At 66.0% G+C, this 15,770-nt stretch carries 13 protein-coding genes; 5 read left to right on the top strand and 8 right to left on the bottom strand.

Annotated features, from left to right (window positions below):
* Positions 1–206: 206 nt before the first annotated feature.
* Positions 207–1,667, bottom strand: coding sequence for an oligosaccharide flippase family protein (locus DDZ14_RS07550; RefSeq protein ID WP_109424350.1), 1,461 nt, complete (start codon positions 1,665–1,667; stop codon positions 207–209).
* A gap of 81 nt (positions 1,668–1,748) precedes the next feature.
* Complete coding sequence (locus tag DDZ14_RS07545) at positions 1,749–3,077, bottom strand: glycoside hydrolase family 30 beta sandwich domain-containing protein (protein WP_146193107.1); 1,329 nt, start codon at positions 3,075–3,077, stop codon at positions 1,749–1,751.
* A gap of 281 nt (positions 3,078–3,358) precedes the next feature.
* Here DDZ14_RS07545 and DDZ14_RS07540 point away from each other — a divergent pair, with 281 nt between their 5' ends.
* The 5 genes from DDZ14_RS07540 (at position 3,359) to DDZ14_RS07520 (ending at position 9,026) form a co-directional block, all read left to right on the top strand.
* Positions 3,359–4,270, top strand: a complete 912-nt coding sequence (locus tag DDZ14_RS07540) for a glycosyltransferase family 2 protein (RefSeq protein WP_158275482.1) — start codon at positions 3,359–3,361, stop codon at positions 4,268–4,270.
* Between the two features lies 1 nt (position 4,271).
* Positions 4,272–5,246 carry a lysylphosphatidylglycerol synthase transmembrane domain-containing protein gene (locus DDZ14_RS07535; protein WP_109424347.1) on the top strand — a complete coding sequence of 325 codons (975 nt, stop codon included), beginning with the start codon at positions 4,272–4,274 and terminating at the stop codon, positions 5,244–5,246.
* The gene (locus tag DDZ14_RS07530; RefSeq protein WP_158275481.1) at positions 5,243–6,691 is read left to right on the top strand and encodes an NAD(P)/FAD-dependent oxidoreductase; all 1,449 of its coding nucleotides are present in this window, start codon (positions 5,243–5,245) and stop codon (positions 6,689–6,691) included. The genes DDZ14_RS07535 and DDZ14_RS07530 overlap by 4 nt, the downstream gene beginning before the upstream one ends.
* 3 nt (positions 6,692–6,694) lie before the next feature.
* Entirely contained in the window at positions 6,695–7,468 is a 774-nt protein-coding gene (locus DDZ14_RS07525) for a polysaccharide deacetylase family protein (RefSeq protein ID WP_109424345.1), read from the top strand.
* A 187-nt stretch (positions 7,469–7,655) separates the two neighbouring features.
* Positions 7,656–9,026 carry a nucleotide sugar dehydrogenase gene (locus tag DDZ14_RS07520; RefSeq protein ID WP_109424344.1) on the top strand — a complete coding sequence of 457 codons (1,371 nt, stop codon included), beginning with the start codon at positions 7,656–7,658 and terminating at the stop codon, positions 9,024–9,026.
* A gap of 4 nt (positions 9,027–9,030) precedes the next feature.
* On the opposite strand, the gene DDZ14_RS07515 is transcribed toward DDZ14_RS07520, so the two are convergent.
* The 6 genes from DDZ14_RS07515 to DDZ14_RS07490 all read right to left on the bottom strand — a co-directional run bounded on the left by DDZ14_RS07515 (position 9,031) and on the right by DDZ14_RS07490 (position 15,560).
* Entirely contained in the window at positions 9,031–9,933 is a 903-nt protein-coding gene (locus tag DDZ14_RS07515; protein ID WP_109424343.1) for a sulfotransferase domain-containing protein, read from the bottom strand.
* 18 nt (positions 9,934–9,951) lie between these two features.
* Entirely contained in the window at positions 9,952–10,980 is a 1,029-nt protein-coding gene (locus DDZ14_RS07510; RefSeq protein ID WP_109424342.1) for a glycosyltransferase family 2 protein, read from the bottom strand.
* Complete coding sequence (locus tag DDZ14_RS07505) at positions 10,977–12,452, bottom strand: hypothetical protein (RefSeq protein WP_146193106.1); 1,476 nt, start codon at positions 12,450–12,452, stop codon at positions 10,977–10,979. The genes DDZ14_RS07510 and DDZ14_RS07505 overlap by 4 nt, the downstream gene beginning before the upstream one ends.
* A gap of 43 nt (positions 12,453–12,495) precedes the next feature.
* Complete coding sequence (locus tag DDZ14_RS07500) at positions 12,496–13,227, bottom strand: FkbM family methyltransferase (protein WP_109424340.1); 732 nt, start codon at positions 13,225–13,227, stop codon at positions 12,496–12,498.
* Positions 13,228–13,824: 597 nt separating this feature from the next.
* A complete protein-coding gene (locus tag DDZ14_RS07495; protein WP_109424339.1) occupies positions 13,825–14,868 on the bottom strand; it encodes a UDP-glucuronic acid decarboxylase family protein in 1,044 nt (347 codons plus the stop codon).
* A 464-nt stretch (positions 14,869–15,332) separates the two neighbouring features.
* The gene (locus DDZ14_RS07490; protein WP_109424338.1) at positions 15,333–15,560 is read right to left on the bottom strand and encodes a hypothetical protein; all 228 of its coding nucleotides are present in this window, start codon (positions 15,558–15,560) and stop codon (positions 15,333–15,335) included.
* Between the last annotated feature and the right edge of the window lie 210 nt (positions 15,561–15,770).

The following is a 15,770-nucleotide window of genomic DNA, read 5'->3' as shown; positions in this document are numbered from 1 at the left end:
CCCTTGCAAAGCGGACACGGGCCGCAGGCCATTGTTGCGCAGCCGCCAACAGGGCGCGGCGGCGTGTCCGATTGTCGCCGGGACGCAACAGAGGGTCGCGCCCGGCCCCGAGGGTGGGGTCGGGCGCGAACCGGATCGCACGCGATCCGGGGAAAAAGGGGCCGATATCACTCCGTTTCAAAGCGGTGAGATCCGGTTCCGCCACACTACCCCGCCTCCCCGGCACCCGGCGCGGCCCCCGCCCCGGCGAACCGCGCCACCAGCCGCAGCCGGACGCGCAGGAAAAGCGCCGCGTATCCGCCGAATATCGCGATCCCGGCCAGCGTTCCCAGCCCGACCTGCGCGGCCAGCGGCAACCCCGTCATCTGCGCCCGCAGCCAGAATACCCCCCCGGCCATCACCAGCGCGCCCAGGATCGGCGGCAGATGGACCCCGGCCAGAGCGCGAACCGGTACACCGGCAATCGCCGCGACATTGCGGAAGCGGAAGACCCAAACGATCAGGAAGGCCGCGACGAAGCCCGCGGTCAGCGCCGTCAGCCCGAAGCGCGAAGCCGCCAGGATCAGCGCCGCGCCGAGCGCCACCTCGCACCAGGCGAGCACGCTCACCACCCCGATGCGCCCCGCCGCAAGGCAGAAGGATTGCTGCACCTTCTCGATGCAGAGATAGACGCCGAACCCCGCCATGACGCTCAGCACCGGGGCGGCATCGGTCCATTTCTCGCCGAAGAGCAGCACCAGCAGCGGGCCGGAGAGCACCGCGAGCCCGGCGAAGGCGGGAAAGACCGCAAGCCCCGCCATCCGCATGATGTCCAGCAGCAGGTTCGAGGCGACACCCCCCGCCCGCGTCATCGCGCCGAAGGCCGGCTGAGAGACCATGCGCAAGGGTGTGACGATCAGGAAGGAGGCGATCTCCACCACCCGCCAGGCGATCGAGAAGAGTCCCGCCTGCACCGGGCCCAGCGTCACGCCAATGATAACGGCGGGCATCTGGATCGCCGTCAGCTCGGCCGCGCGCAGACCCACGACCTGACTGGCGAAACCCATCACCTCGCGCATGTGGCGGCGCGAGCAGGTCAGCGACGGGCGCCACGTGACCGCCGCCCAGGCCATCACGATATTGACCCCGACCTGCGCCAGCCGCTGTCCCGCCAGGCTCCAGACCCCGAAGCCCGCCCAGGCCATGCCGATCCCCACGACGCCGCCCGCGACCACCCCGGCGATGGCGCGCAAGGCCAGCACCCGGAACTGCATTTCGCGGCGCAGGATCGCCACCGGCACCGCCGTCAGCGCGATCATCGGCACCGTGGGCGAAAGCGCCAGGATCAGCGGGCCGACCTGCGGCTCGCCATACATCCGCGCCACCGGGTCCGAAATGAGCACCAACAGCAACGCCAGCGCCGCGCCGAACCCCGCCAGCATCCAGAAAACCGAACTCAGCCGCTCGGGCGAGGGGTCGTCACGGGTCAGCAGCACCTCGGAGATGGATTCGCGCACCAGAAACTCCGAGACCAGCACGAAGGCCGCGGCCATCGCGAGGAAGCCGAACGCTTCGACCCCCAGCAGCCGCGCCAGCAGCGCGAAGACGATGAAGTTGATCGCCTGCTCGATCCAGTTGCCGGCCGACATCCAGGCCACGCCGCTGCTGAATTTCCGCTCCAGTGACATTCCGTCCCCGCCGCTCCGGGCCGCCCTATTCCGACAATCGAGCAGTAGCAGCCCGCCGCGCCGACGGGAAGCCGCGCAGGGTCACTCCGCCGTCACGGTCAGCACGCCCGCGCCCGGTATCTCGGCCGCCAGCCGCCGGTCCGGGCCGGTCGCCACCGGCGCGGGCAGTTCCGCCGAACCGCGCCGCACGGCATAGGAGACCCGATAGCGGCCCTCCGGCAGCCCGGCGATCGCCACCACACCCGCGCGCGCGGCCTTGACGACCACCGTGTACCGCCCATCCGGGTTGACGAAGGCGACCGGGTCGAACAGGCCGGGGCTGTCTGTCGCCGCACCGATGCGCACCGCGCCGTGGCGCACGTGGCGGAAGTATTGCAGCGTGTAGCGCACTTCGGGTCTCGGGCTCAGGGTGTTGCCCGGCCCCACATCGTGCAGCCCACGCACCACGCGCCCCTGCCAGGCCGAATTCATGCCGACCGTCAGATCCTCGTGCAGCACCTCATGCGTGGCGCGTCCGAACCACCATTCCAGCATCCCCGTGCGCAACCCGTAACCCCCCGCCGTCCGGGCGATGTCGCGCAGGACTTCCGTGCCGCGTCCGCCGTAGCGGTGATAGGAGAGCTCCACGAAATCGCGCATCGCGCCGGGCACGTCGGCAATCGCCTCCACGTAAGGCACGGCGTGCTTCATGTTGGTGACCGAGGGCGCCACGAAGGCCGGCGTGAACCCGTGCGCGCGCAGCCGCTTCGAGGTCGCCGCCATCGCCGCGCCCATCTGCGCCCCGGTCCAGCCGTCGCGCGGCAGGTCGGGCTCCAGCACGAGCTCCCACAGGTCGGGGGTGAAGCCGTATTTCCGGTCCAGATGCAGATAGGTGGCCAGCACGAATTCGGCATATTCCTCCGGCGCCATGTGGAAGGTCTGGCCATTGTCGAAGGCGACGTAGCAGAGGTTCACGATCAGCCGCTCGCCGCGCCGTGCCAGCCGGTCGCGCAGCGGCAGGACCGTGCGCTCCACATGCCAGTCCAGCTCGGCGAAATCGAACCCGTCCCAGTTGATCGTGAACGGGTCGTCATTGTCGTTATCTGATTGATAACGCGTGTTTTTCCAGTCGTCGAAGCCGATCTCGCCGCGGATGAAGCGGGAGATGATCCCGGTGCTGCTCTCCGCGCCGGACCGGATTTCCAGCCGCACCCGGTTGATGCCTACCTCCGCCACCGTGCGGTCGAGCTGTTCCGCGCGATAGGCGGCGTATACCGGGGCGGTCGGGTTGTCGGGCAGATCGGCCGTCGCCTCCCATCCGGACATGGTCTGGAACCGCTGGCCGGGGTCGAGCGTAATCTCCGCCGCCCAAAGCCCCGCACCGGGCCAGAGCATCGCGAGAGCCGCAAGCATCCCTGATGTGAACCGCATCGCCGTCACCTCCCCCGCGCCCGAGGCTAGGCGACGCGCCATCCGCTGACAAGCGCGCCCTGATGCCCGGAATTCCCCGAAATGTTGCCCATTCGTTACGCATTCGCGGCATTACCGGGGCGCCGCCACGCGACGGCCCGAATAATTCCCTATGTTCAGCAAGAAGCTGTTTGAATATCATGGGCGCCGAAGGAATTTTCAGGGTTGCGATACCGGTATTGAGACGCCCTGCGCGGGACCGGGGCCCGCGTGTGGGCGGTGACAAAGGGGTTGTGTGCTGCATGGATCAGGTCGCCGAGAAGCAGAGCGGGGAGAGCGCCGCATCCACGGATTACGAGGGGCTGGAGTTGAGCGTGGTGATCCCCGCCTTCAACGAGGAAGGCGCGGTCCGCATGACGGTCGAGGACGTGCGCAAACATCTCGACCCGCTGGGCATCCCCTATGAGGTGATCGTGGTAGATGACGCGTCGGAGGACGGCACCCGCGCCGAAGCCGCCGCCGCCGGGGCGAAGATCGCCTTCAACGACGTGAACTCGGGCTACGGCGCCAGCCTCAAGCGCGGGGTGCGCATGACGCAATACGCCTATGTCGCGATCCTCGACGCCGACGGCACCTATCCGGCGCGCTACCTGCCCGAGATGCTGGCCGCCTGCCGCGAACAGGACATGGTGGTGGGCGACCGCGGCGCGGCGATGAAGAACGTGCCGCTCATCCGGCGCCCGGCGAAATGGGTGCTCAACAAATTCGCCTCCTTCCTGGCCGAGCGCAGGCTCAACGACCTCAATTCCGGCCTGCGCGTCTTCCGGCGGGAGGAGCTGATTCCCTTCCTGCCGCTCCTGCCGCAGAACTTCTCCTTCACCACGACGATCACGCTCTGCATGGCATCGAACGGCAAGCGGATGATCTATATGCCCATCGAATACGGCAAACGCGTGGGCAAATCGAAGATCCGGCCGATCGACTTCCTGAATTTCCTGATCCTGGTCCTGCGCATCAGCGTGCTCTTCAACCCGCTGCGGGTGTTCATCCCGCTGGGTCTGGCGCTGCTGGTCGTGGGCACGTTGAAACTCGGCTACGACATCTACATGGACGACCTGTCGGAAACTACGGTCTTCGCCTTCCTGTCGGCCATCATGATCTGGTCGCTGGGGCTGATCGCCGACATGATTTCCCGCCTCCATCTGCGGCCCTGAGATGACGGGCGCACCCACACAGGCGGCCGCGCGGCGGCGCTGGCTTATCCGGCTGTGCGGGTCGGCCCTGCTGCTGGCGGGGCTGTTCTGGGTGCTGCCGATGGACGCCGTGCTGGGCGCGCTCACCTCGATCCCGCTGGCCGTCTTCGCCGCGGTTCTGGCGCTCTTTCTGGCCGCCCATGTGGGCGCGGCGCTGAAATGGTGGGGGCTGCTGAGCCGCGCCATCCCGGTGCCGCTGGCGCTGCGGGCCCATTACGCGGGGCTCGCGGCCAATCTCTGCCTGCCCGGCGCGGTGGGCGGCGACGCGGTGCGCGCGGGCCTTGCGCATGGCGCGCTGCGCGACGGGCCGCGCGTGGTCGCCGCGGGGGCCGCCGACCGGCTGATCGACATGGCCGCGCTGCTGGCGATCTCGCTTTTCGGGCTTCTGATCGCGCAGCAATCGGGCCCCGGCGCGGGGCTGGTCCTGCAAGCCGGGCTGATCCTGGCGGGGGTGACCCTCGGGTTCGCCGCCCTGCCCCGGCTTCTGCCCGCGCTCTGGCGCATCGCCCCCGGCCTGCCCGGCCGCGGCATGGCCGAGCGGCTGACCGCAGCCTTCGCCGATCTGGCCCGCCACCCCCTGCGGCTGGCGCTGGCGCTGGTCGCATCGGTGGCGATCCAGACCGCGCTGGTGTTGCTCTCGTGGTGGCTGGCGCGCGCCGCGGGGGCGGATGTCGCCCCGGCCCTCTGGATATTCGCCTGGCCGCTGGCCAAGATCGTCGCCGTGCTGCCGGTCTCGCTCAACGGGCTGGGCCTGCGCGAGGCCACGCTCGCCGCGTTCCTCGCGCCCTTCGGCGCCGACCCGGCCGTGATCGTCGCCGCCGGGCTGGTCTGGCAGGCGGTGCTCTTTGCGGCGGGCGGCATCGGGGCGCTGGTGCTGGCGCTGTCGGGCAGGTTCGTGACCACCCCTCCGACCGACGGAAAGGAAACCGCCAAGTGACGCACGAGCCGGACAGCAAGACCGCAGGCGACGGGCCGCGCATCATCATCCTGGGCGCCGGTCCGGCGGGGCTCGCGGCGGCGCATGCGCTCTCGCGCGCGGGCTACGGGCGTATCTCGGTGGTGGAACGCGCGCCGGTGGCGGGCGGCAATTCGGGCTCCTTCGAGGTCGAAGGCGTGACTTGCGATTTCGGCTCGCACCGCTTCCACCCGGCGGCGGAACCCGCGGTTATGGCGGATGTGAAGGCGCTTCTGGGCGACGATCTGCTGCTGCGCCCCCGGCACGGGCGCATCCGGCTGGGCGGGCGCTGGATCCATTTCCCGCTGAAACTGGGCGACGCGATGCTGCGCCTGCCCAAAGGCTTCGCGGCCTCGCTGATCGCAGACAGCGCGCTGAAGCCCCTGCGTCGCAAGACAAACGGTCCGCGCTCCTTCTCCAGCGTGCTCTATGACGGGCTGGGCCCCACTATTTCGGAAAGTTTTTACTTTCCCTACGTGCGCAAGCTCTGGGGGCTCGACCCCGACAAGCTGGCCGTGACGCTGGCCGAACGCCGCGTCTCCAGCGGCTCGGTGGGCAAGATCCTGATGAAGATGCTGCGCCTGCTGCCGGGTCTTCGCAACGAGACGGCCGGGCGGTTCTACTACCCGCGCGGCGGCTTCGGGCAGGTCTCGCAGGCGATGCTGGACCGCGCACGCGAGACCGGCGTCGAGTTCCGCTTCGAGACCGAGATCACGCGGTTGGAACGCGATGGAGAGCGCATCACCGCGATCCACACGCGCGACGGCGCGGGCGAACGGCGGGAGGAGGCCGACCTGATCCTCTCGACCATCCCGCTGACCGCGCTGACCCGGCTGATCGACACGCCGCCGCAGGATGTCACCGAAGCCGCGCGCGCGATCCGCTTCCGCGGCATGATCCTGCTCTACCTGGTGCTGGAGACCGACCGTTTCACCGAGTTCGACGCGCATTACTTCCCCGAACCCTCGGTGCCGATCAGCCGCATGTCGGAGCCAAAGAACTACTCCGCCGCGACCGAGCCGCGCGGCGTCACCGTGCTCTGCGCCGAACTGCCCTGCGATCCGGGCGAGCCCTGGTGGGAGATGCCGGACGAGGAACTGGGCGAGCGGTTCCAGGGTTGGCTGGGCGATCTGGGCCTGCCCGTCACGGTGCCGGTGCGGCGCTGCGAGACGCGGCGCCTGGGCTATGCCTACCCGGTCTACGATCTTGACTATCAGGACCGGTTCGCGAAGATCGACGACTGGCTCCTGGGTCTCGACGGGCTGCTCGTCTTCGGGCGGCAGGGGCTCTTTGCCCATGACAACACCCACCACGCCTTCGCGATGGCATATGGCGCGGTGGATTGCATCGACGGCGAAGGCCGCGTGGACCGCGCAAAATGGGACCGCTACCGCGCGGAATTCGCAACCCATACGGTGGAGGACTAGAACGTGGCGCCCGGCACCATCGACATCCTGATGTATCACGCCATCGCGGACGCGCCCGGCCCGACCTCGATCGCGCCGGATGTCTTCGCCGCGCAGATGGAGGCGCTGGCCGAGGCACAGGTGCCGGTCATCAACATGGACGACCTGCCCAACCATCGCGGCGGCCCGTCGCCCCATGCCGTCGCGATCACCTTCGATGACGGATTCTGCGACTTTGCCGAGACCGCCTGGCCGGTGATGAAGGAATACGGCTTCCAGCCCATCGTCTATCTGCCCACCGCGCTGGTGGGCCGGCGCGAGGACTGGCGCGACTGCAACGATCCGCCCCGCCCGCTCATGGATTGGGGCACCATCGGCGAGCTGGCGGCCGAGGGCGTGCTTTTCGGCAGCCATTCCGTCAGCCACGCCGACCTGACGCTGCTGGACGACGATGCGCTGGAGGCCGAACTCACCCGCTCGCGTGCGGAGATCGAGGAACGCCTCGCCCGCCCGGTGCCGCATTTCGCCCCGCCCTACGGCGCCACAAACCCGGCGGTCCGCGCGCAGATCGCGCGCTATTACAAAACCTCCGTGGGCACGCGGCTGGGCATCGTCAGTGCGGGTTCCGACCTGCATGACCTGCCACGGCTGGAGATGTTCTATTTCACCGATATCGCCCGCTGGCGCGCCCATCTCGCCGGGCGCGGCGCCGCCTATTTCGCCGGGCGGCGGATGCTGCGCACGATCCGTCAGGGCGCCACGCGCGGGCTTGGCCGCATTTCGGGCGGGGGGAAGTGATGGCACCTGAATTCGTGAACAATACGTGCATTTTACCCCCGATTGTTGTGCTTTCGGCCACAACCGGGATGCCACCACGCCTCAATCACGCAAAACTTGCGGATGCGCGGAATTCCACCCCGATCATGCTGAACTCCCGCCAGAATTGGCCGCCAGACTAGAGCCACAGAACAAAGACCTTTTCCGGATGACCGAAGAGACCATGGACAGCATTCCCCAACACTATTCCGCGTTGCAGGACCGTATTGCCCGGTTTGAGGCGCGGGTCGCAGTCGTCGGGCTGGGCTATGTCGGCCTGCCGCTGGCGCTGACCGCCTGCGAGACCGGCTTCGACACGACCGGGGTCGATGTCGACGCCGGGCGCGTGGCGCGCATCAACGCCGCCGAACACGTCATCTCCTACATGCCGGGCGACCGGATCACCCGCGCCGTCGAAGGCGGGCGGTTCCGCGCCAGCAGCGATCCCGCCGACCTGACGGCGGCAGATATCGTGCTGATCTGCGTGCCGACGCCGCTCGACGCGCAGAACGCGCCGGACCTGTCCTTTGTCACCGCCGCCGCGCGGGAGATCGCCCGCCGGCTGCGCCCCGGTCAGCTCGTGGTGCTGGAAAGCACGGTCTGGCCCGGCGCCACCGCCCAGGTGCTGCGCCCGATCCTGGAGGAAAGCGGCCTGCGCGCGGGGCGGGACTTCTTCCTCGGCTTCTCGCCCGAACGCGAGGATCCCGGCAATCACGACTTCAACACCCAGACCATTCCCAAGGTGGTGGGCGCCGACGACCCGCAATCGCTGGCGCTGGTCGAACAGTTCTACAACGCCATCGTGGCGCGCGCCGTGCCGGTCAGCTCCAGCGCCTGCGCCGAGGCGGTGAAGCTGGTGGAGAACAGCTTCCGCACCGTGAATATCGCGCTCGTCAACGAGATGAAGGTCGCGCTCGACGCGATGGGGGTGGACATCTGGGAAGTGGTCGCCGCGGCCTCCACCAAGCCCTTCGGCTACATGCCCTTCTATCCGGGGCCGGGGATCGGCGGGGCCTGCATCCCGGTTTCGCCCGCCTATCTCTCGTGGCGGGCAGGCGACGTGGGCTCGGCCACGCCGATGATCGACCTGGCGCGCAGCAGCAACGACGCGGTGCCCGGCGACCTGGCCGCACGCACCTGCCGCGAGCTGGGGCTGGACGCGGAAGGCGCCGCGCCGCTTGCGGGACGGCGCATCCTGCTTATGGGCATCGCCTACAAGCGCGATGTGGAGGACACCCGCCGCAGCCCGGCGCTGGCGCTTCTCGACCGGCTGGAGGAGATGGGTGCCCAGGTGGACTATCACGACCCCTATTTCCCGCGCATGGCCGAGGGCGGCGAATACCCGCATCTGGCCGGCCGCATGTCCGCCGACCTGACCGAGGCCGCGCTGGCCGGCTATGACGCGGTGATCGTGACCACCGACCATTCCGCGCCGGATTACGCGCTGGTCGCGCGCGCCGCGCCGCTGGTGCTCGACAGCCGCAACGTCTTCGCGAAACTGGGCCTCACGGTGGCACCGGGGCGGCTGGTCAAGGTCTGACGGCTCAAACCTTCCAGACGCTCAGATCGCGCTCGATCAGCGTCTCCAGCCGGTCGATTTCGGGCAGCAGCCGGTCGCGCAGGATCTGCCGGGCCTCCGGCGGCATCGCGGGATCGCGCCGGATATTGAGACCCGACAGGCGGTCGCGGATCTTCAGCCGCATCTCCTGCGGCATGACCTTCGCGATCAGCCCGGTGACAGGGTTGGGCTTCATCAGGAAGTCCTGGAAAAACTTGCTGCGCGGCACCCCGCCCGCATTGGGCTGATAGGACATGTCGGGGCGGAACGAGGTATCGGCGCCGATGAAGCCGGTGATCTCGTCGATCAGATCGCCCGGCGCGGTCTGCAAATCCTCATAGGTGCGCACGAGGATCTGGTCGCGGTCGAAGAGCTTGAAATACCGCTCCAGTTGCGCGGCGTAGCGCGGGAAGCGCGAATAGCCGAAAAGCGGCTGCCAGCCATCGGCCAGCCGCTTGTCCTCGGCCTGGAGCGCGGCGGTGAAATCGTCGATGGGCTCGATCCGCTGTTTGAGCGCATAGTGGAAATGCGACAGCGCCTGGTCGATCGGGTTGCGCAGGATCGCCACCATCCGCACCTGCGGGACATGGGCGTGGATACGCTCCGGCGCACGCGGCGCGTAGAGGTAGAGCGGCGAGGCCTCGCCACTGACCGCCCCCTCCGGCGCCCCCGCGAAGAGTGCCTTATAGGCGTCGAGCCGGGTGATCGAGTTGTTGATGTAGTCGGCGCCGGGGCCTTTGTAATCCAGCGCCTCTCCCTCATAGGCGAAGAAATTCGGCTCCTTGGCGCGGGGCATGAAGATCGACGGGTTCTGCCGCAGGTAGGAATAGACGGCGGTCGTACCGGACCGCGCCGCGCCGATGATCAGGAAATCGGGCAGCCGGCCCATCAGCTTCGCCCCCCGGCGCTAATCGCGTGCAACGCGCAGTTTTTTCTTCCGGCCGAGCACATGGTATTCGAACAGACACCAGACATAGACTACCCCGCAATAGACAAAGAAGAGCTGGTGATAGAGCAGGCCCGGCACCGCCACACGCAGGCCGCCGTTTTCATATAGCACCCGCGCCAGGCCCAGATTGCCCGCCACCGCCAGCGCCAGCAGCGCCAGCACCGCGGGCCAGAACGCCCCCGGCGCGAAGGGAAATGCCAGAACCGACAGCAGCAGCAGCCCCGCCACCACGGCCTTCAGCCGTTCGGTCGCGGCGGCGTTGAGGTCGTCGGTCAACCCCTCGCGGGCGATCATCAGCCGCGACCAGGGCAGCGCCCGGCGGAAGATGTCGGTGAACATCCCGTTGCGGATCGTCCATATCTTCAGGTGCTTGCCCAGCAATTCCGGCTCCACCAGGATGCGCCTCCCGCTGCCGACGATGCGGTAGCCCAGTTCGATATCCTCGATCGAGGGCACTTCGTAGGTTTCCACGTCGAAGCCGCCGACCTCCAGGAAGACATCCTTACGCACCGCCCCGCAACCCGCCCAGAAGGTCACCGCCTCGCGCTTGGCGGTCTGGTGGTGATAGCGGTGCAGAAGGTTCTTGTAGCGGGTGAACCAGGTGGTGCCCGCGGGCTCGGCATCGTAGGAGCCGAAGACCGCGCCGACATTCGGCTCGGCAAAGGCCGCGCGCAGCCGCGCCGGGCCGTCGGGCCAGGCGATCACGTCGGAATCGACGAACCACAGCACCTCGCCCTTCGCATGGTCGGCGGCCAGGTTGCGCGCCAGGCCCGGCCCGCCATTCTGCGGCGTGGTCAGCACCGTCGCGCCCATCTCGCGCGCCAGATCGGCGGTGTTGTCGGTGGACCGGTCGTCCACCACCAGCACCTCGGTCACTTCCCCCGCCTTCAGCATCTCGATAAGCGGCGTCAGCACGCGCGGCAGAAGATGCGCGGCGTTGTAGGCCGGCATCACGACACTGATCGTCACAGGCGCGTCCGCTGTCATCGGGAGCCTCCGCTGAGATTTGGCGCGGCGTCGCGCGCGGCGTGGAAACACAAGGCCAGGAAGGCCGCGGCATAGGGCAGAAGCCAGATCACCCGCGCGCCGTAGCGGTCCGCGGGCTGCGAGACCGCGCCGCAGACAAAGGCGTTCACGCCGAGCCCCAGCAGCAGGAACACGCCGAAGGCGCGCACCGGGCCGGGCAGCCGGCCGGGCCAAAGCAGCAGCACCACGACCGCCGCGAAGGAGATCGCATAGACCACCGACTGCACCTGCATGACGCCCGAAATCCAGCCCCGGCTTTCGGCCAGCGCCCCGCCCTCCAGCCCCGGCATCCGGGTCTGGTTGCGCACGCTCTCCATCACGCCGTCGGTCGGGATCGTCATGCCGATATCGTAGAACAGGAATTGCAGCAGGGTGTTCTTCGCGAAGGCCAGCCCGATGTCGAAGGGCCGCGCCGCCAGCACATCGAAGAAGAATTCGCGCTGCGCCGCCGCGACACGCTGCCGGTCCTCAGGCGGAAGCAGCCGGAAGGATCCCAGCTCGGGCGAGGTCTCGAAGATGATATGCGAGACGGTCAAGCGATAGGGATCGTCCGACCAGGACAGCGCCTCGTACAGTCGGCAGGTGGCAAGCGCCGGGTCCGGGCAGTGATCCTCCAGATAGGCGTATCCCGGCCCGTCCACGATCAGCCGCGCGGTGATATGCGGAGTATAAGTCACCTCCTTGTGGGCCACGGTCTTGGCTGCGATCCGGAACACCTCGCGCTCCGCCACGCCGGCCAGGAAGACCAGCAGCACCAGGAGCGGCGGCAGCCACCAGCGACGGCGCGACTGTATGAGCGCCCCCAGCAGCACGAGCGGCACCATCAGCCCGGCGATCGCCAGATGCGAGGGATGCGTGACCACCGCCAGCGACCCCAATGCCAGCGCGGCGAGAATCTCCAGCGGCCCCATCTGGCGGCTCATCGCGGCCAGCGCGGCGAAGACGAGGATCAGCACCGGCGCGAAAATGTCCGGCATCACATAGGCGATGTAGAAGGGCAGCGCCCCAAGCGCCCCGGCCAGCAGCGGCACCGCGACCAGCGCCGCGCGCCCCGGCGGTGCCGCGAAATGGTGAGACGCGGCCCGCGCCGCCAGCCAGGCCGCCAGCAGCACCGCGCCCAGATGCAGGATCGCCAGGCCCGACAGCGCATCCAGCCGCCAGAGCGCCGCCACGATCAGCGCATAGACCATGGACCGTGAGCCGACCACCGTGTCGTCATCCTCGATCCGGCCGCCCGCGCCCGCGCCGGCCCCTTCGGCATGCTCCGCGGGCAGAATGAGCGACAGTGCCGCGTCGCCCTGCTTGAAGTAGCTGCCGGAGTCGAAATAGTAGAGCGGGCCGGAATTCACGATCAGCGCGCCCAGGCACACCAGGACCGCGACCGAAAGCAGCGCGGCGGTCCGGAACCAGCCGCGCCGCGGCGGCGATTTCATGTCGGCGCCTCCGCTCATTTCGTCTTTTTTGTCACTGTACAAATCATGTGCTTCGATGCGGTGGCTTGTATGACAGTGTATTTAACATTTTTTGCTCGCTAGATGAAACCGCAACATACATTCCCTTTAAACCCTCATACTCGATAGAATAAGGTGAGAAATCAACGCCTTTAGGAAACAACCTCCCAACCTTGTAGTCAAATGACTCAAGCAATTTATAAAAATCATAGAGGAATACCCGAGCATTGAATGCATGAAAATTATACTCAAATTGAAGAAGTCTAATATTCTTATTTGATAGCATATCAGAGAAACCCTTTAGTACGGCGAAATCTGCGCCCTCGGTATCAACCTTAAGAAAGTCCAGCGAGTCCAGCCCGGCGTCAGAGCAAAACTCATCACCGGTTACAAATTTTGCACTTCGCTCTTCATGTGAATACTTGTTTGGTCTTACCGCTGGATCATAAAACATGGTGGTACCACTATGATTCCCAGCGCTATTGAAAAAATACTCGAAGTTTCCGCGCCTATCACTAAGTCCAATATTAACAACGGTGACCCTATTCTCATCTATAAACCGCTCGTTGAGTTTTTCGGAAATTTCTGAATCCATTTCGAATGCAAAGATCCTTGTATCTGGAAGAGCTGCAAGCATTTCTCCCGCATGATCACCGTCGTTTGCCCCAACATCAAAAGCAGTTTTTATTTGAGAGCCTTGAAGGGATCTTAGAAGAAAGAACTCTCCGTTCACTTCAGGATCAAAGGACGCGTTCATGTATTGATTCCAGTACTTCTTTGATAGACGGAAGAAGAACCTAGACCCAGGGCCGTGCAATCTCGCATGGTTTCCAAGTTTTTGCGCTAAGATTCTCCTTATTCTCGACGTCAAGTTTTTTCCCTTCTTAAAGGCGACACTAGGCCTTCATCCAGAATGTGCCTAGCCATGATGCTCCTATTAGCATACCGTAGACAACATTTTCCAATTGGTACAGGTATTCGCTGTTCGTGCCGGCTTAGTATCCATTAACTCTCCCCCTGCTACTCGGGTCGTGTAATTCAAGCTCCCAAAAAGAGAGAGAAGCGTACTGAGGAGGCACTTCTGGCCAACGGACCAGCCGATTGAGAGGCTTCGACCGTACTTCCGTTAGTCCCGAGGGCCGTTGACCAGTGGATGCTGAGCGGGGGATTCGGAGCACGGGCACGCCGCCCGCCCCGGCCCCTTCGCCATGCCTGTAGTAGCTTCCAGAGTCGAAATAGTAGAGCGGCCCGGAATTCACGATCAACGCGCCCAGGCACATCAGGATCGCCGCCAGAACCAGCGCGGCGGGCAGGAGCCGGCTGCGGGACGACGGCTGCATGTCGGCCCGTCCGCTCATTTACCCGCGATGGCCGCGGCTTCCGCCTGCGCGGTGGTCTTGTGGTCCAGCCGCTCGTTCACGCGCCGGAAATAGGCGATCGTCGAGTCCAGCCCGTCGGCCAGCGCGATTTGCGGCGTCCAGCCCAGATAGGTCTGCGCCCGCGTGATATCGGGCTTGCGCTTGATCGGATCGTCCTGCGGAAGGTCGCGGAACACCAGCTCGGATTTCGATCCGGTCTTCTCGATGATCGCCTCCGCCAAGCCGCGGATGGTCAGCTCCACCGGGTTACCCAGGTTGATCGGCCCGGTCACCTCGGGCGGCGTTTCCATCAGCCGGATCAACCCGTCGATCAGGTCCGATACGAAGCAGAAGGACCGGGTCTGGCTGCCGTCGCCATAGATCGTGATCGGCGTGCCGGCCAGCGCCTGCATGATGAAATTAGACACCACGCGCCCGTCGTCGGGATGCATCCGCGGCCCGTAGGTGTTGAAGATCCGCGCCACCTTGATGGCCATGCCGTGCTGCCGGTAATAGTCGAAGAAGAGCGTCTCGGCACAGCGTTTGCCCTCGTCATAGCAGGACCGCTTGCCGATCGGGTTGACGTTGCCGACATAGTCCTCGGTCTGCGGATGCACCTGCGGGTCGCCATAAACCTCCGAGGTGGACGCCTGCAGGATGCGTGCGCCCAGCCGTTTCGCCAGCCCCAGCATGTTGATCGCGCCGTGTACCGCCGTCTTGGTCGTCTGCACCGGATCGTGCTGGTAGTGGAAGGGCGAGGCCGGACAGGCCAGGTTGTAGATCTCGTCCACCTCCACGTAGAGCGGGAAGGTCACGTCGTGGCGCATTACCTCGAAGCGCGGGTTGTCCAGCAGATGCCCGACATTGGCCCGCCGCCCGGTGAAGAAATTGTCGACGCAAAGCACCTCATGCCCGCGGTTGAGCAGCGTCTCGCACAGGTGCGAGCCGAGAAACCCCGCCCCGCCCGTCACCAGTACGCGCTTGGACAGCAGGCTCAGATCGTCGTTCCATTGGTCCTTGGGTAATTCGGGTTTGGTCATCGCGATGCCCCGTCGCCTCCTGATACGCGGAAGGTTGTCCCTTCCGGAATATCACATAGCCGTGAATTTGCGAGATTTGACGGCCCAACCCGGACTTCTCTATGGCACGGATGCGTCATCGGGTGGCCGCGTGACGCCCGACCCCCGTTTTCGGTTGGAAAGATGAAGCCCGGCGTTGCGGCCTCGCAGCCGGCGGCAGCCAAGGTTGCCAGAATCGTACCCGTTCCCAAAATACCCTCCCCTCCGGCCCCAATCCGGGGAGCAAGACCTCCCGACCATCCGGGGTGTCAGGACGGGTGCCGCATACTACCGTTGAGCAGCCTACACGGTTTTTCCGGGACCGCGAAGCGCCGTGCGGTCGGAAAACCGCATTTTTGGGCATAAACGGCCGCGCCGCGGTCTGCGGGCGTGGAATCGAGGCAGATTTGGGAAGTGGGAGGCGGCGCGCCGCAGCGCGGACGCGATCAGTGGTCGCGCAGGCCCTGCTCGCCCATCGGGCCGTAGCAGGCATCCTCGTCGCCGGAGTGGAGCGCCCAGAACGCGCAAGTTGCCATCAGGCCGAGGATCGCCGCGGCGCATCCGATGCCGGAGTAAAGCGCCAGCGCCGTCCAGAAGGAATATCCCTGGACAAGAGCGGTGATCGCGCCGGCGGCGCCGAGGATCATTCCGAAGATGACAATCACGATGTTCAACGCTCTCTCCTGAGATTCTCTGCGCCTGGACAACACAACCTTAACGCGAAACACTCCATAGGCAACACAGCTTTTGAGGAAACACTGCCCTTCGTTTTGGGCAACAATAGGGCAAAAAACGTACCCGATTGCCAAAGATCCCTTTTCGATCCTCCAAAATAGCGGAAATCCGCCGTTTCAACGGTTGCCGTCATAAAACCGCAACCCGCC

The sequence above is a fragment of the Maritimibacter sp. 55A14 genome (assembly GCF_003122205.1).
Taxonomy (GTDB): Bacteria; Pseudomonadota; Alphaproteobacteria; order Rhodobacterales; family Rhodobacteraceae; genus QEYE01.
The sequence above is the reverse complement of the archived record's forward strand: the minus strand, read 5'-3'. Positions and strand labels throughout refer to the sequence as shown.

What these genes read in the sequence shown, in the direction of transcription:
- DDZ14_RS07550 (WP_109424350.1), bottom strand. Translation starts at nt 1,667, where the DNA reads ATGTCACTGGAGCGGAAATTCAGCAGCGGCGTGGCCTGGATGTCGGCC.
- DDZ14_RS07545 (WP_146193107.1), bottom strand. Translation starts at nt 3,077, where the DNA reads ATGCGGTTCACATCAGGGATGCTTGCGGCTCTCGCGATGCTCTGGCCC.
- DDZ14_RS07540 (WP_158275482.1), top strand. Translation starts at nt 3,359, where the DNA reads ATGGATCAGGTCGCCGAGAAGCAGAGCGGGGAGAGCGCCGCATCCACG.
- DDZ14_RS07535 (WP_109424347.1), top strand. Translation starts at nt 4,272, where the DNA reads ATGACGGGCGCACCCACACAGGCGGCCGCGCGGCGGCGCTGGCTTATC.
- DDZ14_RS07520 (WP_109424344.1), top strand. Translation starts at nt 7,656, where the DNA reads ATGACCGAAGAGACCATGGACAGCATTCCCCAACACTATTCCGCGTTG.
- DDZ14_RS07515 (WP_109424343.1), bottom strand. Translation starts at nt 9,933, where the DNA reads ATGGGCCGGCTGCCCGATTTCCTGATCATCGGCGCGGCGCGGTCCGGT.
- DDZ14_RS07510 (WP_109424342.1), bottom strand. Translation starts at nt 10,980, where the DNA reads ATGACAGCGGACGCGCCTGTGACGATCAGTGTCGTGATGCCGGCCTAC.
- DDZ14_RS07505 (WP_146193106.1), bottom strand. Translation starts at nt 12,452, where the DNA reads ATGAAATCGCCGCCGCGGCGCGGCTGGTTCCGGACCGCCGCGCTGCTT.
- DDZ14_RS07500 (WP_109424340.1), bottom strand. Translation starts at nt 13,227, where the DNA reads ATGAACGCGTCCTTTGATCCTGAAGTGAACGGAGAGTTCTTTCTTCTA.
- DDZ14_RS07495 (WP_109424339.1), bottom strand. Translation starts at nt 14,868, where the DNA reads ATGACCAAACCCGAATTACCCAAGGACCAATGGAACGACGATCTGAGC.